The 24,104-nt window shown below is 33.1% G+C and carries 28 protein-coding genes and 2 tRNA genes; 26 read left to right on the forward strand and 4 right to left on the reverse strand.

The annotated features are described in order from the left end of the window. Positions 1–30: 30 nt before the first annotated feature. Positions 31–465 carry a retropepsin-like aspartic protease gene (locus tag Q0876_RS00610; RefSeq protein WP_299222988.1) on the reverse strand — a complete coding sequence of 145 codons (435 nt, stop codon included), beginning with the start codon at positions 463–465 and terminating at the stop codon, positions 31–33. Between the two features lie 56 nt (positions 466–521). On the opposite strand from Q0876_RS00610, the gene Q0876_RS00615 reads away from it, so the two are divergent. From Q0876_RS00615 to Q0876_RS00635, 5 genes are all read left to right on the forward strand, one after another. Then, on the forward strand, positions 522–1,289 hold the full coding sequence (locus Q0876_RS00615; RefSeq protein WP_299222990.1) for a TatD family hydrolase: 768 nt from the start codon (positions 522–524) through the stop codon (positions 1,287–1,289). A 3-nt stretch (positions 1,290–1,292) separates the two neighbouring features. After that, entirely contained in the window at positions 1,293–2,324 is a 1,032-nt protein-coding gene (locus Q0876_RS00620; protein WP_299222992.1) for an asparaginase, read from the forward strand. 4 nt (positions 2,325–2,328) lie between these two features. Then, a tRNA-Ser gene (locus Q0876_RS00625) sits at positions 2,329–2,416 on the forward strand. Positions 2,417–2,474: 58 nt separating this feature from the next. Beyond that, positions 2,475–3,737: a Y-family DNA polymerase gene (locus Q0876_RS00630; RefSeq protein WP_299222993.1), complete on the forward strand. Its 1,263-nt coding sequence runs from the start codon at positions 2,475–2,477 to the stop codon at positions 3,735–3,737. Further along, positions 3,728–4,177 carry a LexA family transcriptional regulator gene (locus Q0876_RS00635; RefSeq protein WP_299222995.1) on the forward strand — a complete coding sequence of 150 codons (450 nt, stop codon included), beginning with the start codon at positions 3,728–3,730 and terminating at the stop codon, positions 4,175–4,177. Before Q0876_RS00630 ends, Q0876_RS00635 begins: the two co-directional genes overlap by 10 nt. A gap of 132 nt (positions 4,178–4,309) precedes the next feature. On the opposite strand, the gene Q0876_RS00640 is transcribed toward Q0876_RS00635, so the two are convergent. Continuing rightward, the gene (locus tag Q0876_RS00640; protein WP_299222997.1) at positions 4,310–5,119 is read right to left on the reverse strand and encodes a DUF5694 domain-containing protein; all 810 of its coding nucleotides are present in this window, start codon (positions 5,117–5,119) and stop codon (positions 4,310–4,312) included. A 180-nt stretch (positions 5,120–5,299) separates the two neighbouring features. Beyond that, positions 5,300–5,381 (reverse strand) — tRNA-Leu (locus Q0876_RS00645). A 146-nt stretch (positions 5,382–5,527) separates the two neighbouring features. Between Q0876_RS00645 and Q0876_RS00650 the strand changes: the two genes are divergently transcribed. From Q0876_RS00650 to pth, 3 genes are all read left to right on the forward strand, one after another. Further along, positions 5,528–6,469 (forward strand): ribose-phosphate pyrophosphokinase, encoded by a 942-nt coding sequence (locus tag Q0876_RS00650; RefSeq protein ID WP_299222999.1) that lies wholly within the window; start codon positions 5,528–5,530, stop codon positions 6,467–6,469. 24 nt (positions 6,470–6,493) lie between these two features. Next, complete coding sequence (locus Q0876_RS00655; RefSeq protein WP_299223001.1) at positions 6,494–7,156, forward strand: 50S ribosomal protein L25/general stress protein Ctc; 663 nt, start codon at positions 6,494–6,496, stop codon at positions 7,154–7,156. Between the two features lie 145 nt (positions 7,157–7,301). Further along, positions 7,302–7,868, forward strand: a complete 567-nt coding sequence (pth, locus tag Q0876_RS00660) for an aminoacyl-tRNA hydrolase (RefSeq protein WP_299223003.1) — start codon at positions 7,302–7,304, stop codon at positions 7,866–7,868. Positions 7,869–7,920: 52 nt separating this feature from the next. Here the strand turns inward: pth and Q0876_RS00665 are convergent, their stop codons facing one another. Further along, positions 7,921–9,975 carry a T9SS type A sorting domain-containing protein gene (locus Q0876_RS00665; RefSeq protein ID WP_299223005.1) on the reverse strand — a complete coding sequence of 685 codons (2,055 nt, stop codon included), beginning with the start codon at positions 9,973–9,975 and terminating at the stop codon, positions 7,921–7,923. Positions 9,976–10,263: 288 nt separating this feature from the next. Between Q0876_RS00665 and Q0876_RS00670 the strand changes: the two genes are divergently transcribed. The 18 genes from Q0876_RS00670 to Q0876_RS00755 all read left to right on the forward strand — a co-directional run bounded on the left by Q0876_RS00670 (position 10,264) and on the right by Q0876_RS00755 (position 24,068). Beyond that, positions 10,264–11,193 carry a bifunctional riboflavin kinase/FAD synthetase gene (locus Q0876_RS00670; protein ID WP_299223007.1) on the forward strand — a complete coding sequence of 310 codons (930 nt, stop codon included), beginning with the start codon at positions 10,264–10,266 and terminating at the stop codon, positions 11,191–11,193. Further along, entirely contained in the window at positions 11,186–12,508 is a 1,323-nt protein-coding gene (locus tag Q0876_RS00675) for an HTTM domain-containing protein (RefSeq protein WP_299223009.1), read from the forward strand. The genes Q0876_RS00670 and Q0876_RS00675 overlap by 8 nt, the downstream gene beginning before the upstream one ends. 48 nt (positions 12,509–12,556) lie before the next feature. Next, the gene (gene serS / locus Q0876_RS00680) at positions 12,557–13,825 is read left to right on the forward strand and encodes a serine--tRNA ligase (RefSeq protein ID WP_299223011.1); all 1,269 of its coding nucleotides are present in this window, start codon (positions 12,557–12,559) and stop codon (positions 13,823–13,825) included. 396 nt (positions 13,826–14,221) lie between these two features. Beyond that, positions 14,222–16,000 (forward strand): tetratricopeptide repeat protein, encoded by a 1,779-nt coding sequence (locus tag Q0876_RS00685; protein WP_299223013.1) that lies wholly within the window; start codon positions 14,222–14,224, stop codon positions 15,998–16,000. Positions 16,001–16,008: 8 nt separating this feature from the next. After that, a complete protein-coding gene (locus Q0876_RS00690; RefSeq protein WP_299223015.1) occupies positions 16,009–16,521 on the forward strand; it encodes a GNAT family N-acetyltransferase in 513 nt (170 codons plus the stop codon). A gap of 11 nt (positions 16,522–16,532) precedes the next feature. After that, the gene (locus tag Q0876_RS00695) at positions 16,533–16,856 is read left to right on the forward strand and encodes a DUF4286 family protein (protein WP_299223016.1); all 324 of its coding nucleotides are present in this window, start codon (positions 16,533–16,535) and stop codon (positions 16,854–16,856) included. A gap of 6 nt (positions 16,857–16,862) precedes the next feature. Next, a complete protein-coding gene (rsmA, locus tag Q0876_RS00700; protein WP_299223017.1) occupies positions 16,863–17,642 on the forward strand; it encodes a 16S rRNA (adenine(1518)-N(6)/adenine(1519)-N(6))-dimethyltransferase RsmA in 780 nt (259 codons plus the stop codon). Positions 17,643–17,657: 15 nt separating this feature from the next. Further along, a complete protein-coding gene (mgtE, locus tag Q0876_RS00705) occupies positions 17,658–19,031 on the forward strand; it encodes a magnesium transporter (protein WP_299223019.1) in 1,374 nt (457 codons plus the stop codon). Between the two features lie 27 nt (positions 19,032–19,058). Then, a complete protein-coding gene (locus Q0876_RS00710) occupies positions 19,059–19,424 on the forward strand; it encodes a cupin domain-containing protein (protein ID WP_299223021.1) in 366 nt (121 codons plus the stop codon). After that, complete coding sequence (locus tag Q0876_RS00715) at positions 19,421–20,356, forward strand: 2-hydroxyacid dehydrogenase (RefSeq protein WP_299223023.1); 936 nt, start codon at positions 19,421–19,423, stop codon at positions 20,354–20,356. The genes Q0876_RS00710 and Q0876_RS00715 overlap by 4 nt, the downstream gene beginning before the upstream one ends. A gap of 9 nt (positions 20,357–20,365) precedes the next feature. After that, positions 20,366–20,779: a response regulator transcription factor gene (locus Q0876_RS00720; protein ID WP_299223025.1), complete on the forward strand. Its 414-nt coding sequence runs from the start codon at positions 20,366–20,368 to the stop codon at positions 20,777–20,779. A gap of 105 nt (positions 20,780–20,884) precedes the next feature. Next, positions 20,885–21,256, forward strand: coding sequence for a VOC family protein (locus tag Q0876_RS00725; RefSeq protein ID WP_299223027.1), 372 nt, complete (start codon positions 20,885–20,887; stop codon positions 21,254–21,256). Positions 21,257–21,272: 16 nt separating this feature from the next. Beyond that, positions 21,273–21,734, forward strand: coding sequence for a DUF4199 domain-containing protein (locus Q0876_RS00730; RefSeq protein ID WP_299223028.1), 462 nt, complete (start codon positions 21,273–21,275; stop codon positions 21,732–21,734). A 17-nt stretch (positions 21,735–21,751) separates the two neighbouring features. Then, the gene (locus Q0876_RS00735; RefSeq protein ID WP_299223030.1) at positions 21,752–22,204 is read left to right on the forward strand and encodes a DUF1801 domain-containing protein; all 453 of its coding nucleotides are present in this window, start codon (positions 21,752–21,754) and stop codon (positions 22,202–22,204) included. 3 nt (positions 22,205–22,207) lie between these two features. Next, complete coding sequence (locus Q0876_RS00740; protein ID WP_299223032.1) at positions 22,208–22,594, forward strand: VOC family protein; 387 nt, start codon at positions 22,208–22,210, stop codon at positions 22,592–22,594. A gap of 74 nt (positions 22,595–22,668) precedes the next feature. Beyond that, positions 22,669–23,121, forward strand: coding sequence for an NINE protein (locus Q0876_RS00745; protein ID WP_299223034.1), 453 nt, complete (start codon positions 22,669–22,671; stop codon positions 23,119–23,121). 116 nt (positions 23,122–23,237) lie between these two features. Then, complete coding sequence (locus Q0876_RS00750; protein WP_299223036.1) at positions 23,238–23,564, forward strand: helix-turn-helix transcriptional regulator; 327 nt, start codon at positions 23,238–23,240, stop codon at positions 23,562–23,564. 15 nt (positions 23,565–23,579) lie between these two features. Continuing rightward, positions 23,580–24,068, forward strand: coding sequence for a DUF6428 family protein (locus Q0876_RS00755; protein ID WP_299223038.1), 489 nt, complete (start codon positions 23,580–23,582; stop codon positions 24,066–24,068). Positions 24,069–24,104 lie beyond the last annotated feature (36 nt).

The following is a 24,104-nucleotide window of genomic DNA, read 5'->3' on the forward strand; positions in this document are numbered from 1 at the left end:
AAGCACATTTTATTAAAGACATTGTAAATCTTATAATTTTAAATACAAATATTTTTTTTCGTAGTCAATTACAGCTTTTCCTTTTTTAAGAATGTCTGCCCCTATAATACCATCAACAGGTTTTGCATCATGACTTGTCAAAGCTGTATTTACATGAGTGAGGTTAAATAATATTAAAGCCACTTTATCCTTTTTCCACTTGCCGATCTTTAGCTTGTTATCTTTAGAAACTTGAGTAACCATATCAATAGCACCTGCTCCTGCCGCCTTTATATCACTATTCTTAGCTTTCAAATTAAAGGTCTTTATCGCTTCAAAACCAACACATGAACTTGAAGCTCCAGTATCTAAAATAAACAATCCTTTAACCCCATTTACTTTGACTATAATTTCAAAATGATTGGTTTTTGTTAAGTGCAGTTTAATCTTAGTATACCCTCTATTTAGTAAGAAATCTTGAAGCATGTTTATTACTTTTATTTTTTACAAATATAATCTTATAAAACAACTATTTTTGTATTATGATAATAACAGATACGCACACACATTTGTATAGCGAAGCTTTCGAAGAAGATCGGGATGAGATGATAAAACGAGCACTTGATGCTAATGTAAAACGTTTTTTCATTCCTGCGATTGACTCAAATTATACCGATGCAATGCTTCAGCTAGAAAAGAACTATCCAGATTATATGTTCTTAATGATGGGTCTGCATCCTACATCTGTGAAAAGCAATTATCTTAATGAATTGAAACATGTTGAAGACATGTTGGCTAAACGTAAATTTTATGCTGTTGGTGAAATAGGAATTGATTTATATTGGGATACGTCAACATTAGACATTCAAAAGAGCGCATTTAAACATCAAATACAATTAGCTAAAAAATATAGTTTACCAATCGTTATTCATTGTAGAGACGCCTTTGACGAAATTTTCGAAGTGTTAGAAACTGAAAAAGACGATGATTTATTTGGAATCTTTCACTGTTTCACAGGAACATTAGAGCAAGCAAACAGAGCTATATCTTTTAATATGAAATTAGGCATAGGTGGTGTAGCCACTTTTAAAAATGGTAAAATTGATCAATTCTTAAATCAGATAGATTTAGAATATATTGTATTGGAAACAGATTCGCCTTATTTAGCTCCTAAACCTTATCGGGGAAAGCGCAATGAAAGTATGTACATTGCTCAAGTATTAAAAAAATTATCTGAGATCTATTCAGTTTCAGAAGAAAAAATTGCCGAAATTACCACTAAAAATTCTAAAGCTATTTTCAATATCTAAATCATGTCAGCTACACAACCAAAAATTTTATTGATTTATACCGGAGGCACAATTGGCATGATAAAAGATCCTAATAATGGTGCATTAAAAGCGTTTGATTTTGACAACCTCCTCGATCGTATTCCTGAACTAAAACTACTAGATTGCGAAATTAAAACCATCTCTTTTCAAAACCCTATTGATTCTAGTAATATGAACCCAGATTATTGGCTACAAATTGCTAGTATCATAGAAGATCAATACAATGATTTTGATGGCTTTGTAATACTACATGGCAGTGATACTATGAGTTATTCGGCCTCTGCATTAAGCTTCATGTTTGAAAACTTAGCAAAACCAATCATTTTTACAGGATCACAATTGCCAATAGGAGATTTAAGAACTGATGCTAAAGAAAATTTGATTACATCTATCCAAATGGCATCACTTCAAAAGAATGGAAAACCCGTTATACGTGAAGTTGGTCTTTATTTCGAGTATAAGCTCTACAGAGGCAATCGCACTACAAAAATAAATGCTGAACATTTTGAAGCTTTTGAGTCTTTAAATTACCCGCATCTTGCTGAATCTGGTGTACATTTAAAAGTTTCGAAAGAATATTTGTTTCAGCCAAATATCAGAAGAAAATTAGTGGTTCATAAAAAATTTGACACCAATATCGCCTTGATAAAATTGTTTCCAGGCATTTCAGAGCCCATACTACATACTATCTTAAATACCCCAAATTTAAAAGGAGTTGTTCTAGAAACCTATGGTGCTGGAAATACCACAACGCACGAATGGTTTATAGCACTTTTAAAGCAAACTATTAAAAATGGAATTCCAATTATAAATGTTACACAATGTTCTGGAGGAAGTGTAATAATGGGACAATATGAAACCAGCTCGCAACTAAAAAGTATAGGTGTGATTTCTGGCAAAGATATCACTACTGAGGCAGCTCTAGCTAAACTTATGTTTATGCTAGGCGAACATATTTCACTAAAAACATTTAAAACCATTTTTGAAACATCCTTACGCGGTGAAATGACTTGAGAAGAGAGAGGTGGCCGAGTGGTCGAAGGCGCACGCCTGGAAAGTGTGTAAACGTCAAAAGCGTTTCGAGGGTTCGAATCCCTTCCTCTCTACAGAATAAAACCTACAACTTGAGTTGTAGGTTTTATGTTTTCTATTATCTTTATATATATGTTCGCACTTGTAGATTGTAATAACTTTTATGCCTCATGTGAACGCGTTTTTCAACCACAATACAACAACAAACCTGTAGCCATTCTATCTAATAATGATGGCTGTGTGATATCGCGTAGTGATGAAGCCAAAGCTTTGGGCTTGCCCATGGGAGCTCCTGCATTTAAATATGAAGGATTTTTTAAAAAGCATAACATACGTGTGTTTTCATCAAACTATCCTTTATATGGCGATATGAGTAATCGTGTTATGACTATTTTGGAACAATTTACTCCAGATGTTGAAGTCTATAGTATAGACGAAGCTTTTTTACAATTTAGAGGGTTTGAGAACTATAACTTTGATGATTATGGTTTACAAATTAAACAACGCATTCTAAAATGGACAGGGATTCCAACTTGTGTTGGTATTGCTCCAACCAAAGCATTGTCTAAAGTGGCCAATAAAATTGCTAGAAAATTTCCAAAAGCGACCAATGGTGTTTATGTTATAAATTCTGAAGAGAAACGGTTGAAAGCCATAAAATGGCTTAAAATAGAATCGGTTTGGGGAATTGGTCATGGTCTGCAAAAACGTTTAAAAGCAAAGCAATGCCATACCGCGTACGATTTTACACAATTATCTGATGAATGGGTGCGTAAAAACTTCTCTATAACAGAATGGAAATTAAAGAAAGATCTAGAAGGTATTCCTACTTTAGAATTAGATAGCAGAGAGACAAAACGCTCAATTGCTACTACACGAAGCTTCGAGTACACGTACTCAAACATTGACAATATCAAAGAAAGAATTTCGACTTTTGCCACTAGTTGTGCTGAAAAATTACGAAAACAAGGCTCTAGCTGTCATGCCATTATTGTATTACTCAGTAGTGACAGACATAAAAAAGAACTCCCTCAACATAAAACAAGTAAAGTGATTAGTTTGCCGTATCCTACAGATTCATCATTAATTATAAGCAATTGTGCTGTAAAAGCAGTAACTTCAATTTTCAAGACAGGTATAAAATATAAACGTGCAGGTGTTATTGTTACCGGATTGGTTCCTACGAATAATCATCAACTAGGATTATTTCAATATGAAGATCCAAAACACAAACCACTCATGCAACGTATAGACGCTTTGAACAACAAATATGAGGCGTCCAAAATAAAACTCGGCAATCAAGATCTAAAACACACATGGAAAATGCGTCAAGAACGATTGTCTCCAAAGTACACAACAAATATTAACGAAATACTCAAGGTAAAATGTCACTAAAATTCTTAACCCCAAAACATGCTCTAGAGTTCTATGCACCAGATGATACTAATCCTTTAGAAATCGCACTAGCGCAAACAGGTGTTTCTGCAGGCTTTCCTTCACCTGCCGATGACTTTAAAGAATTTAAAATTAGTTTAGATAAAACATTAGTCAAAAATAAAGAAGCTACATTTTATGCTAGAGTGAGTGGTCAATCTATGGTTGGCGCAGGACTAGACGATGGTGATTTGCTTGTAGTAGACAAAAGCCTAGATCCTCAACACAATAGAATTGCTGTTTGTTTTATTGATGGCGAATTTACTGTAAAGCGTTTAAAAGTCACTCCAGACGGCATATACCTACAGTCTGAAAATTCAGCCTATGAGCCTATTTTAATTACCGAGAGTCATAATTTCCAAATTTGGGGAATCGTAACACATGTGATTAAAAGGCTATAATTTAGGTCGAATCATTTGATGCTGATTAACACATAAGAATTAGAAAAGAATAATTAATAGCGCAACAGATTTTAATAAAACAACGTTAACGCTAGAACCAAAATAAACTTTGAATCTCTAAACTGTTTTGTTTTAATTTTTTAAATACTCTAAAATATCTTCATAAATAATATCATCTCGGTCTTTATAAAAATCCTTCAATAATGCTGTGTGACCTTGACCAAATAGTACAAAGACTCGATCATTAGGCTCCATTATTTCATCTATGTTTCGCATGATTTTGAAGTTGCGTTCCCACCATTTAGTAACGACATTTGTTCCTGCATAATTATTTTCTGAACCCATATTGTTTACAGTTTGAAGATATAAGCCTTTATTCATTTTATCAAACTTTTCACTATTCATCCAAATGAAATAATCTTTAAGAGATGTAGTCTCATAAGTAGTTTGCATAAGACTCAATACTTCAGTTTTCATATACTCAATGAGGTTTTGAAATTTTTGCATCTGCCTATTTTGTTCTAAAAATTTCATTAACTCATTAAAAGGCAGGTCTAACTTATGATCACCAGCATAAATGTGTGAATGCCCCATTTTTTTTGCTAATCTAAATCCTATTTGTTGTCTTTCATTAATGGTTAACTCATGTTCGTCTTTAAGGTAGGATTGGTATAAAGAATCTAGCCTCATCTTTCCGTATGGATACTCTACGATAACTTTAGTTGGCTTAAATGCTGCTAGTGCATCTACTAAGGCTTCTATTTCGTTTTGTCGTTGTGACGACTTGAGATCATCAACTTTCATAGCTATCAAATCTGATGAACCCGCAAAATGGAATGATCCTAGAATAGCAACTGTTGGTAGGTCTGTTTCTGTAATAGATTGGGCATTAGTAAAGATTATAACTAAAAATAATACTCCTATTAAGAATCGCTTTTTCATAGTAACAAATTTAATGTTCATACCAAATTATATTGGTATGACGATAAAAATACTTAAAAGGTTACCATAATTATGTGATTTTACGTCATTCTGTGTGCATGCTTTTACATCTAAAATTGACTAAAATGCAATAAAAAACCCGTAATCATTTTAAAATTAATGAATTACGGATTTTATCTGTACTCAAGGTGGGAATCGAACCCACACGACCGAAGTCACTGGATTTTGAATCCAGCGCGTCTACCAATTCCGCCACTTGAGCAAATTTTGGAATGCAAAACTATAAAATAATTTATTACAATCCATTAAAAATAGTGGCTTTTATGCTTTTTCAGTTCAAATAAATTCATAAATTTGCACCTCGTTTAAAGAAACAGGTTTAAATCATTACCAAACAAACAATTAGATATGCCTAATTCAGCAACAGAAGCAAAAATTTTTGCCTGTAATCAAAGTAAAGTCCTTGCAGATAAAATTGCAACGCACTTTGGTGTGCCTTTAGGCAATGTAATCACTTCTACATATAGTGATGGTGAATTTCAACCTTCATATGAAGAATCTATAAGAGGAACACGCATTTTTATTATTGGTTCAACACATCCTGGCCCAGAAAATTTGATGGAGATGCTGCTAATGATTGATGCTGCTAAACGTGCTTCTGCAAGACATATCACAGCTGTGTTACCTTACTTTGGATGGGCTAGACAAGATAGAAAAGATAAGCCTAGAGTTCCAATCGCTGCAAAATTAGTAGCAAAAATGCTTGAAGCTGCTGGTGCTACTCGTATTATTACTATGGATTTGCATGCAGATCAAATTCAAGGGTTTTTTGAAAAACCTGTAGATCATCTGTTTGCTTCAACCATATTTTTACCATACTTAAAAGCGCTTAATCTAGATAACCTCACCATAGCTTCTCCAGATATGGGAGGATCCAAAAGAGCATATGCGTATTCAAAAGCTTTAGAAAGTGATGTAGTTATCTGTTATAAACAGCGTGCTAAAGCTAACGTAATATCACATATGGAGCTTATAGGTGATGTTACAGGGAAAAATGTTGTCTTAGTTGATGATATGGTAGACACCGCTGGTACTTTAACAAAGGCAGCAGATTTAATGATGGAAAAAGGTGCGCTTAGTGTAAGGGCCATTTGCACACATCCTATTTTATCTGGCGAAGCTTACAATAAACTTGAAAACTCAAAATTAGAAGAATTGATCGTAACAGATTCAATTCCGATTAAACAAAATCACTCTAAAATTAGAGTTTTGAGTTGTGCCGAACTATTTGCTGATGTTATGCATAATGTGCATTACAACAAGTCAATCAGTTCTAAATTTATAATGTAATTAATATTAATATAAACAGAAACAATGAAATCAATTACAATCAATGGATCTAAAAGAGAAAGCGTAGGCAAGAAAGCAACGAAGGCCTTACGTAATGCTGGACAGGTTCCTTGCGTATTATACGGAGGAGACCAAACAGTGCATTTCTCTGCACCAGAGTTGGCTTTCTCAAAACTTGTATACACGCCTAATGCGCATACAGTTGTGATTGCCTTAGAAAACGGAGAAACTTATGATGCGGTTTTACAAGACATCCAGTTTCATCCTGTAACAGATAGAATCTTACACATAGATTTTTATCGTTTATTCGAAGACAAAGAAATTGCTATGGATATTCCTGTGCATATCATCGGAACCTCTAAAGGTGTTTTAAATGGTGGTGTTCTTCGTAGAAACAGACGTAAATTAAGAGTAAAAGCATTACCTAAAAATCTTCCAGATTTCTTAGAGGCTGACATTACACCTCTTAAAATTGGTAATAAGTTATATGTTACTGCATTAGAGGGCGAAGATTATACTTTATTACATTCAGACAATACAGTTGTAGTTCAAATTAAAACTGCAAGAACTGCTGTACTTGATGCAGATGATGACGATGATGACGATGAATTAGAAGAAGGTGCAGAAGCAACAACTACTGAAGGAGGAGAAGCTCCAGCAGTAGAGGCTTCTGAAACTCAAGAATAGATTATATCTCTTTTTAAATACCAAAAGCATTCTATTTATTAGAATGCTTTTTTATTTTTACAAAAAACGATTTATTATCTGGACATTTATAAAAAGCTTATTTAATTATAATTCGACTTCTTTAGATGTTGAAGACGCAGATTCTATGAAAAAATTTCTAATTGTTGGACTCGGAAATATTGGAGAAAAATATACGCATACTAGACATAATATAGGCTTCAAGATTTTAGATGCGCTAGCTGAGAAAGAAGACTTGAAATTTGAAACTCAAAAACTTGGAGATGTAACGGTTTATAAGTTAAAAGGACGTCAATTGATTTTGCTCAAGCCAAGCACTTATATGAATTTAAGTGGTAAAGCGGTACAATATTGGTTAGGAAAAGAGAAAATTCCTTTAGAGAACTTATTAGTCATTACTGACGACCTAAACCTTCCTTTTGGAACATTACGTCTAAAAAGGAAAGGAAGTGATGGCGGTCATAATGGACTTAAAGATATCCAAGACAAACTACAAACCATAACGTATAATCGGTTTAGGTTTGGTATAAGCAATTCTTTTAATAAAGGAAGACAAGTAGACTACGTTCTAAGTGAATGGAGTCATGAAGAAAATGAGAAACTTAACGAACGTCTTGAGAAGTCTATACAACTTGTAAAATCGTTTGCCTTAGCTGGTGTTTCTAATACGATGAATGCCTTTAACGGGAAATAAAAAAGAGACTCAAAAAGTCTCTTTTTTATTTAATTCCTATTTAGACAATAACTTAATCGACAATTATTCGCTTAGTTACTTCTCTATTACCATCATTAACAGTTACTAAATACATTCCAGATTGAACATTATTCAATTGTACAGTTTCGGTAAAGTCACCAGTATTTGCATATCTGTTTTCAAAAATTCTACGTCCTCTAATATCAAATACATCAACGCTAATATCGTTTCCAGAATTTGAATTTAGCTTAATCGTAAACGCTCCATTATTTGGGTTAGGGAAAATAGCAAAATTATCTGCATCAAATTCAGAAACACTTAGTGGTTGTTCAGAACAAATATCTATAGACCAATCATCTAATGTCCCTGTATCTCCAGCAAAGAAATCGGCAATTAATATGGTCCAATCACCTGAAGGATCCATTCCATTAAAAATACTTAATGCATCTGTTGGCGCATAGGTTCCTGTCGTAGGACTAGCACATACAATAGCTCCACCGTTATCATCAAATGTAACACTTATGTTATCATTATCACCACAGTCTCCAGCCCATAAATTGGCAAAAGTAGTACCATCTGGATGAACTACTCGAATCAATAAATCTGAGATCCAAGTGTGAGAAAGGTTTACAGTAACTGTCATACTTTCAATTGGTGTTGTATCAGAAACATTAATTATGTCTGTAACTGGAGGCCCATTAACTGGACCTGTAGTACCTAAACCATCTGGAATAGCTAATGCTAAGTTTTGAGGAGAAGCATTAGGTGAACATTGAATAGATGTACATGTATTCTTTAATAAAACATCTACTGTTTCAGTAACCGAATTAGATGTTCCTGTCACTGTAATTGTATATTCACCTTCAGCAGTAGCCATTAAATTTCCAATAGTCATCGTAAAACTTCCATTAGAGTTTAATGCTGTAGGGTTAAACGCTACAGTAGAACCAGCTGGTTCTCCACTAGCCGAAAATGTAGTGTTTTCACTAAATCCTGCAATAGTTGTAAAGTCTAAATCAAAGACAGCTTCATCGTCAGTAGTCGGACATGTAAAAATAGGGCTATTATTGGCTGCAATAGTAAACCCTGGAGAAGCAGGAGAACAAACATTTGGCTTAAAGCTTGGTTCTAATCCTGCTACCCATGTATCCATTACATTGGTTTGCCCTGCACTAAACATATACATACAAGCATCATTAACATAATCCATATAATTTTGAGGTAAAGCGCTTTGTCCAGCAACACATGATGGAATGCTTCCTGGTGTTGGACACCCATAAGTACTATTAGCAACTTCAGGAGTATCAGCAATACCATCACCACCTCCACCTCCACATGTTCCGCCTCCATCGGCGTTAAATGTGTGAGCTAAGTTATAAAAGTGACCTAATTCGTGAGTTGTTGTTCTTCCTAAGTTGTATGGTGCTTGAGGAACAACTCCTGATCCAGCACAACCTGCGCCAGATCCAAAAGCATTATCATCTAAGGTTACTGCTTGACCTGCAGCAATACTACCTCCTAATGGAGAAAATCCTAAAGCTCCAATATTTCGAATAACAAAATTCATATATCCAGACCAGTTAGCATCAATGTTATTACCATTACCAAAATTATAACCAATTGTAATACAAGGATTTCCTTCTACTAACTCTGGATCAATTCCTATTGGGTGATTTGATACTGCTAAACAAAATTGAATGTTAGCAACACCAGCCGTAGTTCCTGGGTAAAGTGGGCTATCGGTATTCCATTGCGCAATATCAGCATTAGTAGCTGTGTAATCGGCATTCAAAATGTCGATTTGATTTTGTGCTAAAGCTTCCAAGCAATCTCTATCGCCTTCGTTTGCGGTAGGAAAGTGAACAGCCACAGGAATAATTATTGGTCCTGTTCCACGTTGACTAAAGTCTTCGCCAGCCAATGATTGCTGAAGTCTCGCTTTAAACTCAGCTTGACGTTCTTCATGCGCTCTGGCAAATTCTGGATCTTGCATTTGTTCTTCCATGTACTCGACCATTCCACAAGTTCGTTCTTGAGAATAACCAGTTATAGCAAACAAAAGCAAAAACGCTGCGATAATTGATTTAAAAGTAAAATTCTTTTCCATAAAGTATTCGTTATTTAGTTAAATTGTATATGATTCATAAAATATTTGTCACATCAATGATGAAAAATTCAAATAATGACATCAAATCTAATGAAATTATGTCATTTTAAGACGATTTTAACATCAAAAAATTACATTTTCATCTATGATTATCCTAAAAAAATCAATAAAATTCAAAAACTTTGTTTAATGTGTCGAAGTTGCGCTTACAAAGAAAACGCACAAATCCATATTTTTATTTCATAGCTTTAGGTTTATAGTTATTTTTATCAAAATAATTTTTAGGCATTGGAACTTCACAAAAAACCACACACCTACACTAAAAATCCTTCTGTAATTACTATAGGAACTTTTGATGGTGTACACATTGGGCATCAAAAGATTATTAAAAGATTAGTTGCCGTAGGTCAACAAGCAAACTTAGAATCTGTCGTGTTAACTTTTTTTCCTCACCCGAGAATGGTATTACAAAAAAATAGCGATATCAAACTTCTAAATACTATTGATGAACGACAAGAATTATTATCAGCATTTGGCCTAGAGACATTAGTAATAAAGCCATTTACAAAAGAGTTTTCTAAACTTTCGGCACAAGAGTATGTCAAAACTGTTTTGATTGATGAACTAAATGCTAAGCATATTATTATTGGTTATGATCACCATTTTGGAAAAAATAGAAGTGCTAATATTGATGATTTGAAAACATTTGGAGAATTGTTTAATTTTAAAGTTGAAGAAATTTCCGCTCAAGATATTAAAGATGTAGCTGTAAGTTCAACAAAAATCCGAAATGCAATTGCTAGTGGTGCTATTGATACTGCAAACTCCTACTTAGGTTACAATTACTATATGACTGGTATTGTGATAAAAGGGAAAGGATTAGGAAAGCAAATTCATTTCCCTACAGCAAATATTGCTATTGAAGAACCTTATAAACTTATCCCAAAAAATGGAGTATACGTAACTAGAACAGTAATTAATAATGTCTTTGTTTATGGTATGATGAATATTGGCACAAATCCAACCGTAAATGGGACTAAACAATCCATAGAAGTTCATTTTTTTAACTTAAATCAAGACCTTTATCATCAAACTCTAAAAGTTGAAGTTCTACAACGCTTAAGAGACGAGCACAAATTTGAATCTATAAAATTATTAAAACGACAGTTAGAAAAAGATAAAAAATCTGCTTTGTCATTTATAGAATCTTATGAATAAGTTCTTATTCAAACATATTGACAATAGTGCGCTTATCGTATTTAGGATATGTTTTGGTGCACTTATCTTTTTAGAGAGTATCGGCGCAATTATTACTGGTTGGGTAAAGCGCACACTCATTGAACCTCAATTTACATTTAATTTTATTGGTTTTGATTGGTTACAGCCACTTCCTGGCCAATGGATGTACGCCTACTATGCTATAATGGGATTGTTTGGCATTTTTGTAATGATTGGATATAAATATAAATGGAGCATGCTGAGTTTTACACTATTATGGGCTGGCACCTACTTTATGCAAAAGACATCTTATAATAATCATTACTATTTTTTGATGATCCTAAATGCAATTATGGTACTATTACCTGCTCATAAATATGCTTCAATTGATGCTATTCAAAAGCCAAGTATAAAAAGTAATTCAATGCCCAATTGGTGTCGTTGGATATTTATAATCCAGTTGTTTATCTTATATACTTACGCTTCAATAGCAAAAATGTATCCCGATTGGTTAGATACTACGGTCCCAGAACTCTTGATGAGAAGCAAACAACATTATGTGTTAGTTGGAGATGTTTTACAATATAAATTCATGCATTACTTTATCGCTTATGGTGGTATTTTATTTGATGGACTTATAATCCCACTATTGCTTTGGAAAAGAACACGAAAACTGGCTTTCTTTGCTTCTATATTTTTTCATTTATTCAATTCATTTATTTTTCAAGTTGGTATATTTCCATACTTATCACTTGCTTTTGCTGTATTCTTTTTTGAACCAAAGGTCATTCAGCGCTTGTTTTTGAAACGCAAATCACTTTACCTTACAAATAATGTCATAGTCCCAAAACATGTAACACTGTTTAAATCTGTATTCATTAGTTATTTCATCATTCAAATTGCATTACCATTACGTCATCATTTTATAGAAGACAATGTATTATGGACAGAAGAAGGACACCGAATGTCTTGGCGAATGATGTTACGTTCTAAAAGCGCAAATACAAGTTTTCGGGTAGTTAACAAAGCAACTGGTTCTAGTATAAAAATAAACCTCGATGACTATCTTACCAAAAAGCAGAAAAGAACTGTAAGTACTAAACCAGATGTGATATGGCAATTTGCGCAACGCCTAAAAAAAGAATATGCCAAAAATGGGATGGACATCTCAGTTTATGTAAGAGCTTTTGTTAGTGTAAATGGAAGATCATCCAAACAACTTATTGACCCAGAAGTTGACTTAGCCAATGTAAAATGGAATCCATTTAAACACCACGATTGGATTTTACCTTCAAATCTAGACGAGAATAACTGACAATTCCTTAAATTTGGCGTTTCAAAAAACAGATACCAGATAACTCAAATGTTACAAGTTGCATATATTAGAGAAAACAAAGAAGAAGTCATCAATAGACTTGCAATACGAAATATTGATGCTACGTCTATTATTGAAGAAGTGGTTACGCTTGATGAAGAACGAAGAGCGTTACAGTCGCAACTTGACAACACCTTAGCTGAATCTAATACTATTTCTAAGGAAATAGGCTTCCTATTTAAATCAGGGAAAGCAGCTGAAGCTAACGTTCTAAAAGAAAAAACCACACAGCTAAAAACAGATTCTAAAGTACTAAGTGACGAGCTTAATACTAAAACAGAAGCTTTGAATTCTCTATTATACAAGATACCTAATGTGCCTAACACAATAGTGCCTTCTGGAAACACTGATGATGATAATGAAGAGGTTTTTAGAGAAGGAGACATTCCTAAACTTCATGAAAATGCTTTACCACATTGGGATCTTATAAAAAAATATGACATTGTAGATTTTGAATTAGGAAACAAAATTACTGGAGCAGGTTTTCCTGTTTACAAAGGAAAAGGTGCAAGATTACAAAGGGCTTTAATAGCGTATTTCCTTGATAAAAATACAGCTGCAGGATACACCGAATATCAATTACCTCATTTGGTAAATGAAGCTTCAGGTTTTGGCACAGGTCAATTACCAGATAAAGAAGGACAAATGTATCATGTTACTGAAGATAATTTGTATCTAATCCCTACCGCAGAGGTTCCAGCTACCAATATGTTTAGAGATAATCTATTATCAGAAAACGATATGCCAATAGCGGTTACTGGTTATACTCCATGCTTTAGACGTGAGGCAGGAAATTGGGGAGCACATGTTAGAGGTTTAAATCGATTACACCAATTTGATAAAGTAGAAATTTTAAGAGTTGAGCACCCTAATCGCTCTTATGATGCTTTAACAGAAATGGTAGAACATGTTAAAACCATACTGAGAGAATTAAAATTACCATATCGAATTTTACGATTATGTGGTGGTGATTTAGGATTCACTTCAGCTCTCACTTATGATTTTGAAGTGTTTTCTACAGCGCAAGATCGTTGGTTAGAGATATCTTCAGTATCAAATTTCGAAACATTTCAAGCAAATCGCTTAAAACTTCGCTTCAAAAATAAAGAAGGAAAAACGCAACTTTGCCATACACTCAATGGAAGTTCTTTAGCTTTACCAAGAGTTCTAGCAGGTATTTTAGAAAACTATCAAACTGAAGACAGTATTGAAATCCCTGAGGTTTTAATACCTTATACTGGATTTAACAAAATATAATTTTGTAAGTTTTTTCTTGTTTGTAATCGTTTAAATGCTAAAAAAAGACGTTGTTTAACGAATTTTTATTGAATTTTTTTGTTTTTTCAAATATAATAGTGATGTTAGTAATCCAAAATAAGAACTAACCTACTTTATTATGAAAAATATAAAACGCATCGTACTACTTGTCACTTTAGTTGTGATGGCTAGTAAAGTATTCTTCTAAACGAATACATATTTCTAATCGACTTGAAAAAAATCCCAGCAGAATAACTGAATCATTTTTTATAAGATAGTGATTAATAGCACATTTATTTTGGTTGGTAATGCCTAAACGATCGTTTAGGCATTTTTTTATAAAAACATTCACAATATCTAAGCACAGCTTATGTTATATTTACATAAATTAGTGGCATGAAGCATTTTATACTCCTGTTTTTCATTTTAGGTTTTACTTGTGGCTTTTCTCAAAGTGAGCAATTGGCAGATGACTATTTTAAACGCGGTGAGTTTGAGAAAGCATTATTGTCTTATCAAAAACTGTATGATAAAAACAAAGGCAATTACAAATACATCTATAAATTAGTAAAAACGCATCAGCAACTAGAACAATATGATGAAGCACAAACTTTATTATTTGAGCGCATCGCCAAAAGTAAAAACCCTGCTTTTTTAGTTGAGATTGGTTATAATTACCAGCTTAAGGATAGTTTAGAATTGGCAAATTCTTATTATGAGGATGCTATTAGGAAAATTGATGAGAACCCAGTATTTGCATATAGTGTGGCAAAACAATTTCAAGACCACAGCTTATTAGATCAGGCCATTATTGTATACAAGAAGGCAATGCAACTCAACCCAAATCAAAATTTCAATATACAGCTTGCTCGTATCTATGGCGAACTTGGAAATATTGAAGAATTGTTTTCAAATTATCTAGATTATATCCAAGTCAAGCCCACATTTTTGAATAACGCTAAAAGAGCATTTAGCGACTTTGTTTCTGAAAACAATGACAACGAAAACAATAAGATTCTTAAAAAACTATTACTTAAAAAAATACAGTCGCAACCCGATATATATTGGTACGATATGCTTAGCTGGTTATTTATTCAAGAAAAAGCATATGGCAAAGCGTTCACGCAAGAAAAAGCTCTTTATAGAAGAAATCCTGAAAGCTTGAGTCGTATTGTTGATTTAGCATTAACTGCTGTCAATGAAAAAGACTACGAAACTGCTACTACTATTTTTAATTATATTCTAGATAATTCTCAAGATATTCAAACGCGTCTAACAGCTCATCAATATTTATTAGATATTGAAACTCGCCATGCAACCAAAAAAGACTTAAAGCTTATTCAAGAAAAGTATTTAGAACTTTTTGATCAATATGGTAATTACGAACAAACCTTAGCACTACAAATAGCTTATGGTGATTTTTTAGCTTTTCATCTACATCAACCAAAAGTAGCAAGTGATTTTTTAAAAAATAGTCTAGATCTTGAATTATCTTTATTTCAACAAGCTACTGTAAAACTAAAACTAGGAGATATTTTAGTGTTTCAAGAAAAGTTTAATGAAGCGCTTATTTACTACTCTCAAATTCAAGCCAATCTAAAAAATAGCACCATCTCACAAGAGGCAAGATATAAAGTTGCAAAGACCAGTTACTACAAAGGTGATTTTGAATGGGCAGAAGCTCAGCTCAAAATTTTAAAATCGTCAACGTCTCAACTCATTGCTAATGATGCTTTAGATCTTAAATTATTAATCTCAGACAATATTCAAGAAGACTCACTACATACAGCGCTACGTTTATATTCTAAAGCTGATTTAATGGCTTTCCAAAACAAAACTAATGAAGGTATTTTATTATTAGATAAAATTCTAACTGAGCATAAAGGAGAGACCATTGAAGATCAAGCCTTATTTATGCAAGCCAAGTTATTTGAAAAAAACAAGCAATTTGATAAAGCTGCAGCAAATTACGAGTATATCATTGCTAATTATAGAGACGAAATTCTGGCTGATGATGCACTTTTTTATTTGGCAGAATTATATCAGGACCAACTAGTTGAACCAGAAAAAGCCAAGTCACTTTATGAGAAAATCATCTTTAATCACGAAGATAGCATCTACTTCATTGAAGCTAGAAAACGCTTTAGGATGCTGCGAGGTGATGCCATAAACTGACATTTCTAATGACAATAGCAGAAACCAGCCGCATTCGACTTACCAAAATTTCTTTAAATGATGCACCTTTTATCTTAAAGCTAATGACTTCGCCTAAATGGCTTAAATATATTGGTGATAGAAATGTTAAAACTGTTGAAGAAGCCAAAACATATATAGAAAACAATCAACTTAAAAGTTATCAAACACATGGCTTTGGATACTATAAGATTGAACTTAAAACAAATGATTTAAAACCCATTGGCACATGCGGATTAGTAAAACGTGCCCAATTAGAACACATAGATGTTGGATTTTCATTACTGCCTAATTATGAAGGCAAAGGCTACGCTTTTGAAGCTACTAATGCCCTTTTAAAATTAGCAAAAAAGGAGTTTAATATAGAAAACATCATCGCCATCACTTTACCAGAAAACAAATCTTCGATTCAACTTTTGGAAAAATTAGGCTTATCTTACGAAAAAACAGTAAAACCTTTTGAAGACGACGAAGAACTGCTGTTATTTGAAAAAACATTATAATTATTAGTGCAATGTACATATATAACGTAACTGTTAATGTAGACGATAGTATTCATGACGAATGGTTGCTTTGGATAAAAGAACATATTCCTCAAGTACTAGCTACAGGAAAATTTGAAAAGGCTACATTAACCAAAGTATTGGTTGAAGAAGATATGGGTGGTCAAACCTATTCTATTCAATACCGTTCTTATTCAAGAGAAGCTCTAGATTCATACTATAAAGATGACGCAGATTCTCTGCGTCAAGATGCTTCAAAACGTTTTGGTGAAAAATCTCTAGCATTTAGGACCGAACTTCAAATCATTGATGAATACACTGTTAATTTTACATAAAATGACATGTCTGTAAAAGCAAAAAAACATTTAGGACAACACTTCTTAACTGACGAATCTATAGCTGAAAAAATTGCAGATAGCTTGTCTCTTAAAAATTATAAACATGTGCTTGAAATTGGTCCAGGGATGGGAGTCCTTACAAAATATTTGCTAAAAAAAAAGGTCAATACACATGTTATAGAAATTGATACAGAATCAGTGGCTTATCTAAAGGCTAACTATCTTAATTTAACCAATCAAATTTACGAAGAAGACTTCTTGAAATATGATCTTTCTAAGGTCTTTGGCAGTGAGCCTTTTGCTATCATTGGAAACTTCCCTTACAATATTTCTTCTCAAATTGTATTCAAGACACTAGAGATGCGACATCAAATCCCTGAGTTTTCAGGCATGTTCCAAAAAGAGGTAGCACTTCGTATTTGCTCAAAAGAAGGCAGTAAAGTTTATGGCATTTTATCTGTTTTAACACAAGCTTTCTATGATGCAGAATATTTGTTTACAGTACCACCAACAGTATTCAATCCGCCTCCTAAAGTAGATTCTGGAGTTCTAATCTTGAAACGAAAAGAAAATTTTATTTTACCCTGTAATGAAACTCTATTCTTTAGAGTTGTTAAAACAGCATTTCAACAACGTAGAAAAACACTTCGTAACAGTTTAAAAACATTCAATCTCTCAGATAATTTAAAAGCAAATGTTATATTTGGCAAACGTCCAGAGCAACTCAGTGTGGATTCTTTTATTGAACTCACCCAAAGTATTGAAAACGACGATTCAAATTAGTAAAAACTATCACGTTTGATCGAAGAGAAAGAAAATATACAATTTGAACTCACAGATGAACTCATTGAAAAAGTTGAGCTTCTTGTCACCAATAATAATGACAAAGAATTAAAAACACTTTTAAATGAGTATCACTATGCTGATGTTGCCGAAATTCTTGATGAGTTAAGTCTCGACGACTCGGTATATGTTATCAAACTCTTAGATTCTGAAACGACTTCAGATATCATCACAGAGTTGGATGAGGATATTAGAGAAAAAGTTCTTAAAAACCTTTCAGCAAAAGAAATTGCTGAAGAAGTAGAAGAACTTGACACAGATGATGCTGCCGATATTATTGCTGAATTACCTGAAGAACGTCAAGCAGAAGTCATCTCTAAAATTGAAGACGAAGAACATCGAGAGGAAATTACCGAGCTACTTGCCTATGAAGATGATACTGCAGGTAGCCTTATGGCTAAAGAACTGGTAAAAGTTTATGAAACTTGGACGGTTGCTGGTTGCCTTCGTCGTATAAGAGGCCAAGCTAAAGATGTTACTAGAGTACACTCCATTTATGTAGTAGACAAGGAAGAAAAACTTATTGGTAGGCTATCCTTAAAAGATTTGATCGTTGCCAAAAGCGAACAGAAAATTGCAGACATAGCTAAAGAAAATGTTGACTTTGTTAGTGTAACTGATGATGTTGAAGATGTTGCTAAAGTCATGGCAAAGTACGACTTAGAAGCCATACCTGTTGTAGACAGTAAACAAACCTTATTAGGTAGAATTACCATTGATGATATTGTAGATGTTTTAAAGGAAGAAGCAGATAAAGATTACCAATTAGCTGCAGGTATTACCCAAGATGTTGAAGCAGATGACAGCATACTAGAACTTACAAGAGCACGATTACCTTGGTTATTTCTAGGTTTGATAGGAGGTATTGGAGCTTTTATTATAATGGAAGGTTTTGAAGGCAGCTTACCAAAAGAGTTTTCTATTTTATTTTTATTCACGCCTTTAATAGCCGCCATGGCAGGAAATGTTGGTGTTCAATCGAGTGCCATCATTGTCCAAGGTTTAGCCAACGATGACGTGAAAGGAAGCATCAATAACCGATTAATAAAAGAAATGCTTCTAGCTGCATTAAACGGTCTTATTCTATCTGTGTTTTTATTTTTATTCGTCTTTGCTTGGGAACAAAATTTTAAATTGGCATTAGCTATTTCAGTTTCATTGGTTGCAGTGATAATAATAGCAGGATTAATAGGCACATTCATTCCTTTGTTTTTAGACAAAAGAGGTATTGATCCAGCTATTGCTACAGGTCCTTTTATTACAACAAGTAATGATATCTTTGGAATTGTAATTTATTTACTAATTGCAAAACTTATTTTAGGCATCTAAAACTAATTGCTTTTGTAACTTTACAACATGAAGGCAATAAACATCAAAGAAAAATTTTCAAAATTCAACACCAATTGGCATCCGCACCAAATTGCTGTAGTAGATAGCATGCAAGTGATATTGGCGAAACTTAAAGGCGAGTTTGTGTGGCACAGTCATGATAACGAAGATGAACTTTTTCAAGTTATTAAAGGAACATTATACATGCAGTTTAGAGATAGAACTGAAGTAGTCAATGAAGGAGAATTCATTGTAGTTCCTAAAGGTGTTGAACACAACCCTTGCACAAAAAACAATGAAGAAGTTCATGTCTTGTTATTTGAAAAATTAGAAACTGCTCATACAGGAAAAGTAAAACACAAACGTACACAAACTCAATATCCAAAGATTTGAAAATTCTACATTTAGATACAAATCATCCTTTATTAATTAATCAACTTAATGAATTAGGTTTTATTAATGATGAAAATTACAATGCGTCAAAAGAAACCATTCAAAATCGTATTCATGATTATGATGGTTTTATCATTAGAAGTCGGTTTAAAATTGATAAGCCGTTTTTAGATGCAGCCACAAAACTAAAGTTTATCGGGCGAGTTGGTGCCGGTTTAGAGAATATAGATTGTGAATATGCTAAATTAAAAGGCATCAAGTTAATCACTGCTCCAGAAGGCAATCGTAATGCAGTTGGCGAACATAGCTTAGCAATGGTATTGTCATTGTTTAATAAATTAAATAAAGCCAATAAAGACGTTAGAGAAGGTAAATGGCAACGTGAAGCTAATCGTGGTATTGAACTTGATGGAAAAACAGTTGGTCTCATAGGCTATGGAAATATGGGAAAAGCTTTTGCTAAAAAACTTCGTGGTTTCGATGTTGATGTACTTTGCTATGACATAAAATCAAATGTTGGCGATACTAATGCAAAACAAGTTGCACTAGAAGAGCTACAGCAAAAAACAGATGTATTAAGTTTACATACGCCAGAAACGAGCTTGACCATCAATATGGTCAATTCAGAATTCATAAATAGCTTTAAGAAACCATTTTGGTTAATCAACACTGCTCGTGGCAAAAGCGTTGTTACTAAAGATTTGGTAGTTGCCTTAAAGTCTGGAAAAGTCTTAGGTGCTGGCCTAGACGTCTTAGAATATGAAAAATCATCATTTGAAAACCTGTTTTCTAATGCAATCCCTGAGGCTTTTAATTTTTTAATTCATGCTGATAATGTTATCCTTACACCTCATGTTGCTGGTTGGACTGTGGAGAGTAAGGAAAAACTAGCGCAAACCATTGTAGATAAGATCAAAGCAGAATTTTGCTAATTTTATATCGTGAAGAAAACCATTCTTATTTTTGCATCACTAATATTTTCATTATTGCTGTTGTTTCAATTGAGCAAATATGCAATTGTTTCTGGTGATACTCCTATAGAGTCCACACTAGCTGTAATTGCAGTTGTTTTTTTTATTATTGGTGTTTATTTAAATAAAAGAAGTTTAAATAAATCCTCAGCAAAGACTTTTAAAGAAATCGATACAAAAAAAATTGAGCAACTCGAAATCACTTCAAGAGAGTATGAAGTACTTCAAGCTATTAAAGAAGGGTTGTCTAATAAAGAAATTGCCGAGAAACTTTTCCTTTCAGAAAGTACGATAAAAACTCATGTTTCTAGTTTATTGGTTAAATTAAATGCTAAACGAAGAACACAAGCTTTGCAAATAGCAAAAGACCATAATATTATATAAATTGACATATTTATACTAAAGTATGAGTCATTTGGTACTTTAGTATGAGTCAACTTTTAAGCGCTTCTCTTAGTTTTGCGTTGTATTCATTTAAACTATTAACATATGAAATTAGGTGCATTTTCAGTGAGTTTGAGTGTCAAAGACATTCATATTTCAAAAACATTTTATGAAACGTTAGGCTTTACAGTTTTTGCTGGAGACATAGAACGTAATTATTTAATCATGAAAAATAATGAAACCATTATTGGACTTTTTCAAGGCATGTTTGAGCAAAACATTTTGACCTTTAACCCAGGTTGGGATCAAAACGCCAATACTTTAGAATCTTACACTGATGTAAGAGCTATTGAAAAACATGTAAAAGCCAAAGGAATTACACTCGAAAGAGAAACTGACGGGAGTGATTCAGGCCCAGCTAGCATCGTTTTTTACGACCCAGATGGAAATACCATTCTTATAGACCAACACATATAAATCAAATTTTAAAATCATGAAACAAACAATACTTAAATACGGAACTTACGGACTCATTACTGGTTTTATAATCTTTACATTACACCTAGTAATTGGAATTGATAACTTTGATTATTCAACCAACGAGATCCTTGGATATACTTCTATTCTATTATCGCTTTCTTTTATTTATTTTGGTATAAAACACTATAGAGATCATGTCAACAAAGGAGTGATTTCATTAGGAAAGGCTATTATTATCGGACTTATGATATCTATACTTGTAGCTATAGGTATTGCTATTTCTGATTTCATTTATACAAAATTTATAAATCCCTCTTTTTTTAGTGATTACCAAAAGATGCTTATAGAAGAAGGAAGAGGAGACGAAACATTTGAAATGACCAGTACTATTGGAGCATTATTCATGTTAGCACTTGTAACTGTAATAGGATTTATTATATCTTTAATTTCAGGATTAATACTTCAACGTAAATAATTTAAAAGATCATAATCATGCAATACAAAGCTAACTCTCCCGAAGATTACATCAATCAAGTCCCAGAAGAGCGACAAGACGCTTTAAAAAAACTACGTAAAACCATTAAAGACAATTTACCTAAAGGATTTGAAGAAGGCATTCAATATGGTATGATTGGTTATTATGTGCCACATTCTATTTATCCAGATGGCTACCATTGCAACCCTAAAGAGCCACTCCCTTTTATGAGTTTTGCTTCTCAAAAAAACTCAGTAAACCTTTATCATAGTGGCATTTATGCAATTCCAAAATTACACGATTGGTTTGTAAACGAATATCCTAAACATTGCAAACGTAAACTAGATATGGGGAAAAGCTGTATTCGATTTAAAAAAATGGACGATATTCCTTTTGAGCTTATTGCTGAACTAGCAACTAAAATAACCGTTGAAGATTGGATCAATACTTACGAAACTAACACAAAGTAAATCATGAAAAATAGAGTAACAGGAATTGGTGGTCTCTTCTTTAAAAGTAAAGACCCAAAAGCCACTAAAGATTGGTATAAAACACATCTTGGATTCAATACAGATGATTATGGTTGCACCTTCTGGTGGAAAGATAAAGAGGGCAATGATTGTTCTACACAATGGAGTCCTTTTCCAGAGAATACATCATATTACCAACCTTCAAAAAAAGCGTTTATGTTTAATTATCGTGTAGAAAACTTACACGAACTCATAAAAATCTTAAAAGAAGAAGGTGTAACCATTGTGGGAGAAATTGAAGAGTATGAATATGGTAAATTTGGCTGGATACTTGATAATGAAGGTAATAAAATAGAACTGTGGGAGCCTATTGATAAAGCCTTTATGTAACAATTACATTTGATAATAGACATATAGTTTGAACATTTTTATTAATTTTATACTTTAACCTAAACTATTATAATATGTCTGATGATAAAAATTTAAGCGACGACCTTAACGATATGCTGGGAGACGCTAAAGAAGGTGCTAAAAAAGCTGCTGAGAAAGCAGGTGAACTTGCTGATGAAGCTAAAGAGAAAGCAAGTGAATTTGCTGATGAAGCTAAAGCTTCGGCAAAAGAGTTTTCTGAAGGAGCTAAAGAGGTCTTTGACAAGGCTTCTGGTGACAATAAAAAAATACTTGCAGGCATCTTAGGTATTATATTAGGATGGGCTGGTGTACACAAGTTTGTTCTTGGCTATAATAAAGAAGGAGCTATAATGCTAGTGGCTTCAATTGTACTATATTTTGTAACCTGTGGCATTGGTACTATGGTAGTAAGTATTATTGGGTTAGTAGAAGGTATCATATACCTCACAAAATCAGATGAAGAATTTTACAACACCTACCAAGTAGGCAATAAAGGTTGGTTCTAAATACGTAAAAAAACCTGAATCATTACATTCAGGTTTTTTTATATTTTTTATTATCGTAATATTGCAATATTACGATAACAATGTATCTTTGCACATATATAATCCTAATTGTTAAAATGGGCGCATCAAAACTTGATATTTATAATGAAGAAACAAACACCATTGCTGCGATTGCAAAAGTATTTGCACATCCAGCTCGAGTAGCAATCTTACAGTTTATTAGTAAACAAGATGCATGTATTTGTAACGACATCGTAGATGAAATTGGCTTATCTCAATCTACCATTTCTCAACATCTTAAAGTTATAAATGATGCTGGATTGCTTAAAGGTGATTTTAAAGGTAAAAGCATTTGCTATTGCTTGAATGTAGATCGATTTAAAACATTTCAAAATCTATTTAACTCTTATTTTAATACCACACAAAACAACTGTTGTACTTAACATAAAAATAATACTATGGAAACCAAACGACTTTTTAAATTGTTGCAAGAACATCAAGATAAATCCTTATTATTTGAATACCAATCTGGTATTTTTGTAAATGCCAATTATCATATTACAGAGGTTAAACACATCAAAGTAGATGCTGTAGACTGTGGAAGTCAAACAGATCATTGGAATGAAACTGTAATTCAACTATGGGAAAGCCCTCAAGAGCTTGACAAAACAGATTATATGAGTGTATACAAGGCACTATCCATTTTGAATAAAGTTGGAAAAATGAAACCTTACGACCTCAATTCAGAAGTAAAGTTTGAATATAGTAATGCGACGTTTCATACAGCGCAACTTTTTGTTAACGATTACATGATACAAAGTAACAATCTAATACTTAAATTAGCCATAGAAAAAACAGACTGTAAAGCAAAATCTATTTGTGGTGTTAGTGAAGTTGAAGACCCAAAAGAAGAACCTTGTTGTTCACCTACTGGAAATTGCTGTTAGAAAATATTAAATCTCACTCAAACAACCTTATTTAAA

Origin of the sequence: uncultured Psychroserpens sp. (assembly GCF_947503375.1) — a bacterium.
Lineage (GTDB): Bacteria > Bacteroidota > Bacteroidia > Flavobacteriales > Flavobacteriaceae > Psychroserpens.

What these genes read in the sequence shown, in the direction of transcription:
- Q0876_RS00610 (WP_299222988.1), bottom strand. Translation starts at nt 465, where the DNA reads ATGCTTCAAGATTTCTTACTAAATAGAGGGTATACTAAGATTAAACTG.
- Q0876_RS00615 (WP_299222990.1), top strand. Translation starts at nt 522, where the DNA reads ATGATAATAACAGATACGCACACACATTTGTATAGCGAAGCTTTCGAA.
- Q0876_RS00620 (WP_299222992.1), top strand. Translation starts at nt 1,293, where the DNA reads ATGTCAGCTACACAACCAAAAATTTTATTGATTTATACCGGAGGCACA.
- Q0876_RS00630 (WP_299222993.1), top strand. Translation starts at nt 2,475, where the DNA reads ATGTTCGCACTTGTAGATTGTAATAACTTTTATGCCTCATGTGAACGC.
- Q0876_RS00635 (WP_299222995.1), top strand. Translation starts at nt 3,728, where the DNA reads ATGTCACTAAAATTCTTAACCCCAAAACATGCTCTAGAGTTCTATGCA.
- Q0876_RS00640 (WP_299222997.1), bottom strand. Translation starts at nt 5,119, where the DNA reads ATGAAAAAGCGATTCTTAATAGGAGTATTATTTTTAGTTATAATCTTT.
- Q0876_RS00650 (WP_299222999.1), top strand. Translation starts at nt 5,528, where the DNA reads ATGCCTAATTCAGCAACAGAAGCAAAAATTTTTGCCTGTAATCAAAGT.
- Q0876_RS00655 (WP_299223001.1), top strand. Translation starts at nt 6,494, where the DNA reads ATGAAATCAATTACAATCAATGGATCTAAAAGAGAAAGCGTAGGCAAG.
- pth (WP_299223003.1), top strand. Translation starts at nt 7,302, where the DNA reads ATGAAAAAATTTCTAATTGTTGGACTCGGAAATATTGGAGAAAAATAT.
- Q0876_RS00665 (WP_299223005.1), bottom strand. Translation starts at nt 9,975, where the DNA reads ATGGAAAAGAATTTTACTTTTAAATCAATTATCGCAGCGTTTTTGCTT.
- Q0876_RS00675 (WP_299223009.1), top strand. Translation starts at nt 11,186, where the DNA reads ATGAATAAGTTCTTATTCAAACATATTGACAATAGTGCGCTTATCGTA.
- serS (WP_299223011.1), top strand. Translation starts at nt 12,557, where the DNA reads ATGTTACAAGTTGCATATATTAGAGAAAACAAAGAAGAAGTCATCAAT.
- Q0876_RS00685 (WP_299223013.1), top strand. Translation starts at nt 14,222, where the DNA reads ATGAAGCATTTTATACTCCTGTTTTTCATTTTAGGTTTTACTTGTGGC.
- Q0876_RS00690 (WP_299223015.1), top strand. Translation starts at nt 16,009, where the DNA reads ATGACAATAGCAGAAACCAGCCGCATTCGACTTACCAAAATTTCTTTA.
- Q0876_RS00695 (WP_299223016.1), top strand. Translation starts at nt 16,533, where the DNA reads ATGTACATATATAACGTAACTGTTAATGTAGACGATAGTATTCATGAC.
- rsmA (WP_299223017.1), top strand. Translation starts at nt 16,863, where the DNA reads ATGTCTGTAAAAGCAAAAAAACATTTAGGACAACACTTCTTAACTGAC.
- Q0876_RS00710 (WP_299223021.1), top strand. Translation starts at nt 19,059, where the DNA reads ATGAAGGCAATAAACATCAAAGAAAAATTTTCAAAATTCAACACCAAT.
- Q0876_RS00725 (WP_299223027.1), top strand. Translation starts at nt 20,885, where the DNA reads ATGAAATTAGGTGCATTTTCAGTGAGTTTGAGTGTCAAAGACATTCAT.
- Q0876_RS00730 (WP_299223028.1), top strand. Translation starts at nt 21,273, where the DNA reads ATGAAACAAACAATACTTAAATACGGAACTTACGGACTCATTACTGGT.
- Q0876_RS00735 (WP_299223030.1), top strand. Translation starts at nt 21,752, where the DNA reads ATGCAATACAAAGCTAACTCTCCCGAAGATTACATCAATCAAGTCCCA.
- Q0876_RS00740 (WP_299223032.1), top strand. Translation starts at nt 22,208, where the DNA reads ATGAAAAATAGAGTAACAGGAATTGGTGGTCTCTTCTTTAAAAGTAAA.
- Q0876_RS00745 (WP_299223034.1), top strand. Translation starts at nt 22,669, where the DNA reads ATGTCTGATGATAAAAATTTAAGCGACGACCTTAACGATATGCTGGGA.
- Q0876_RS00750 (WP_299223036.1), top strand. Translation starts at nt 23,238, where the DNA reads ATGGGCGCATCAAAACTTGATATTTATAATGAAGAAACAAACACCATT.
- Q0876_RS00755 (WP_299223038.1), top strand. Translation starts at nt 23,580, where the DNA reads ATGGAAACCAAACGACTTTTTAAATTGTTGCAAGAACATCAAGATAAA.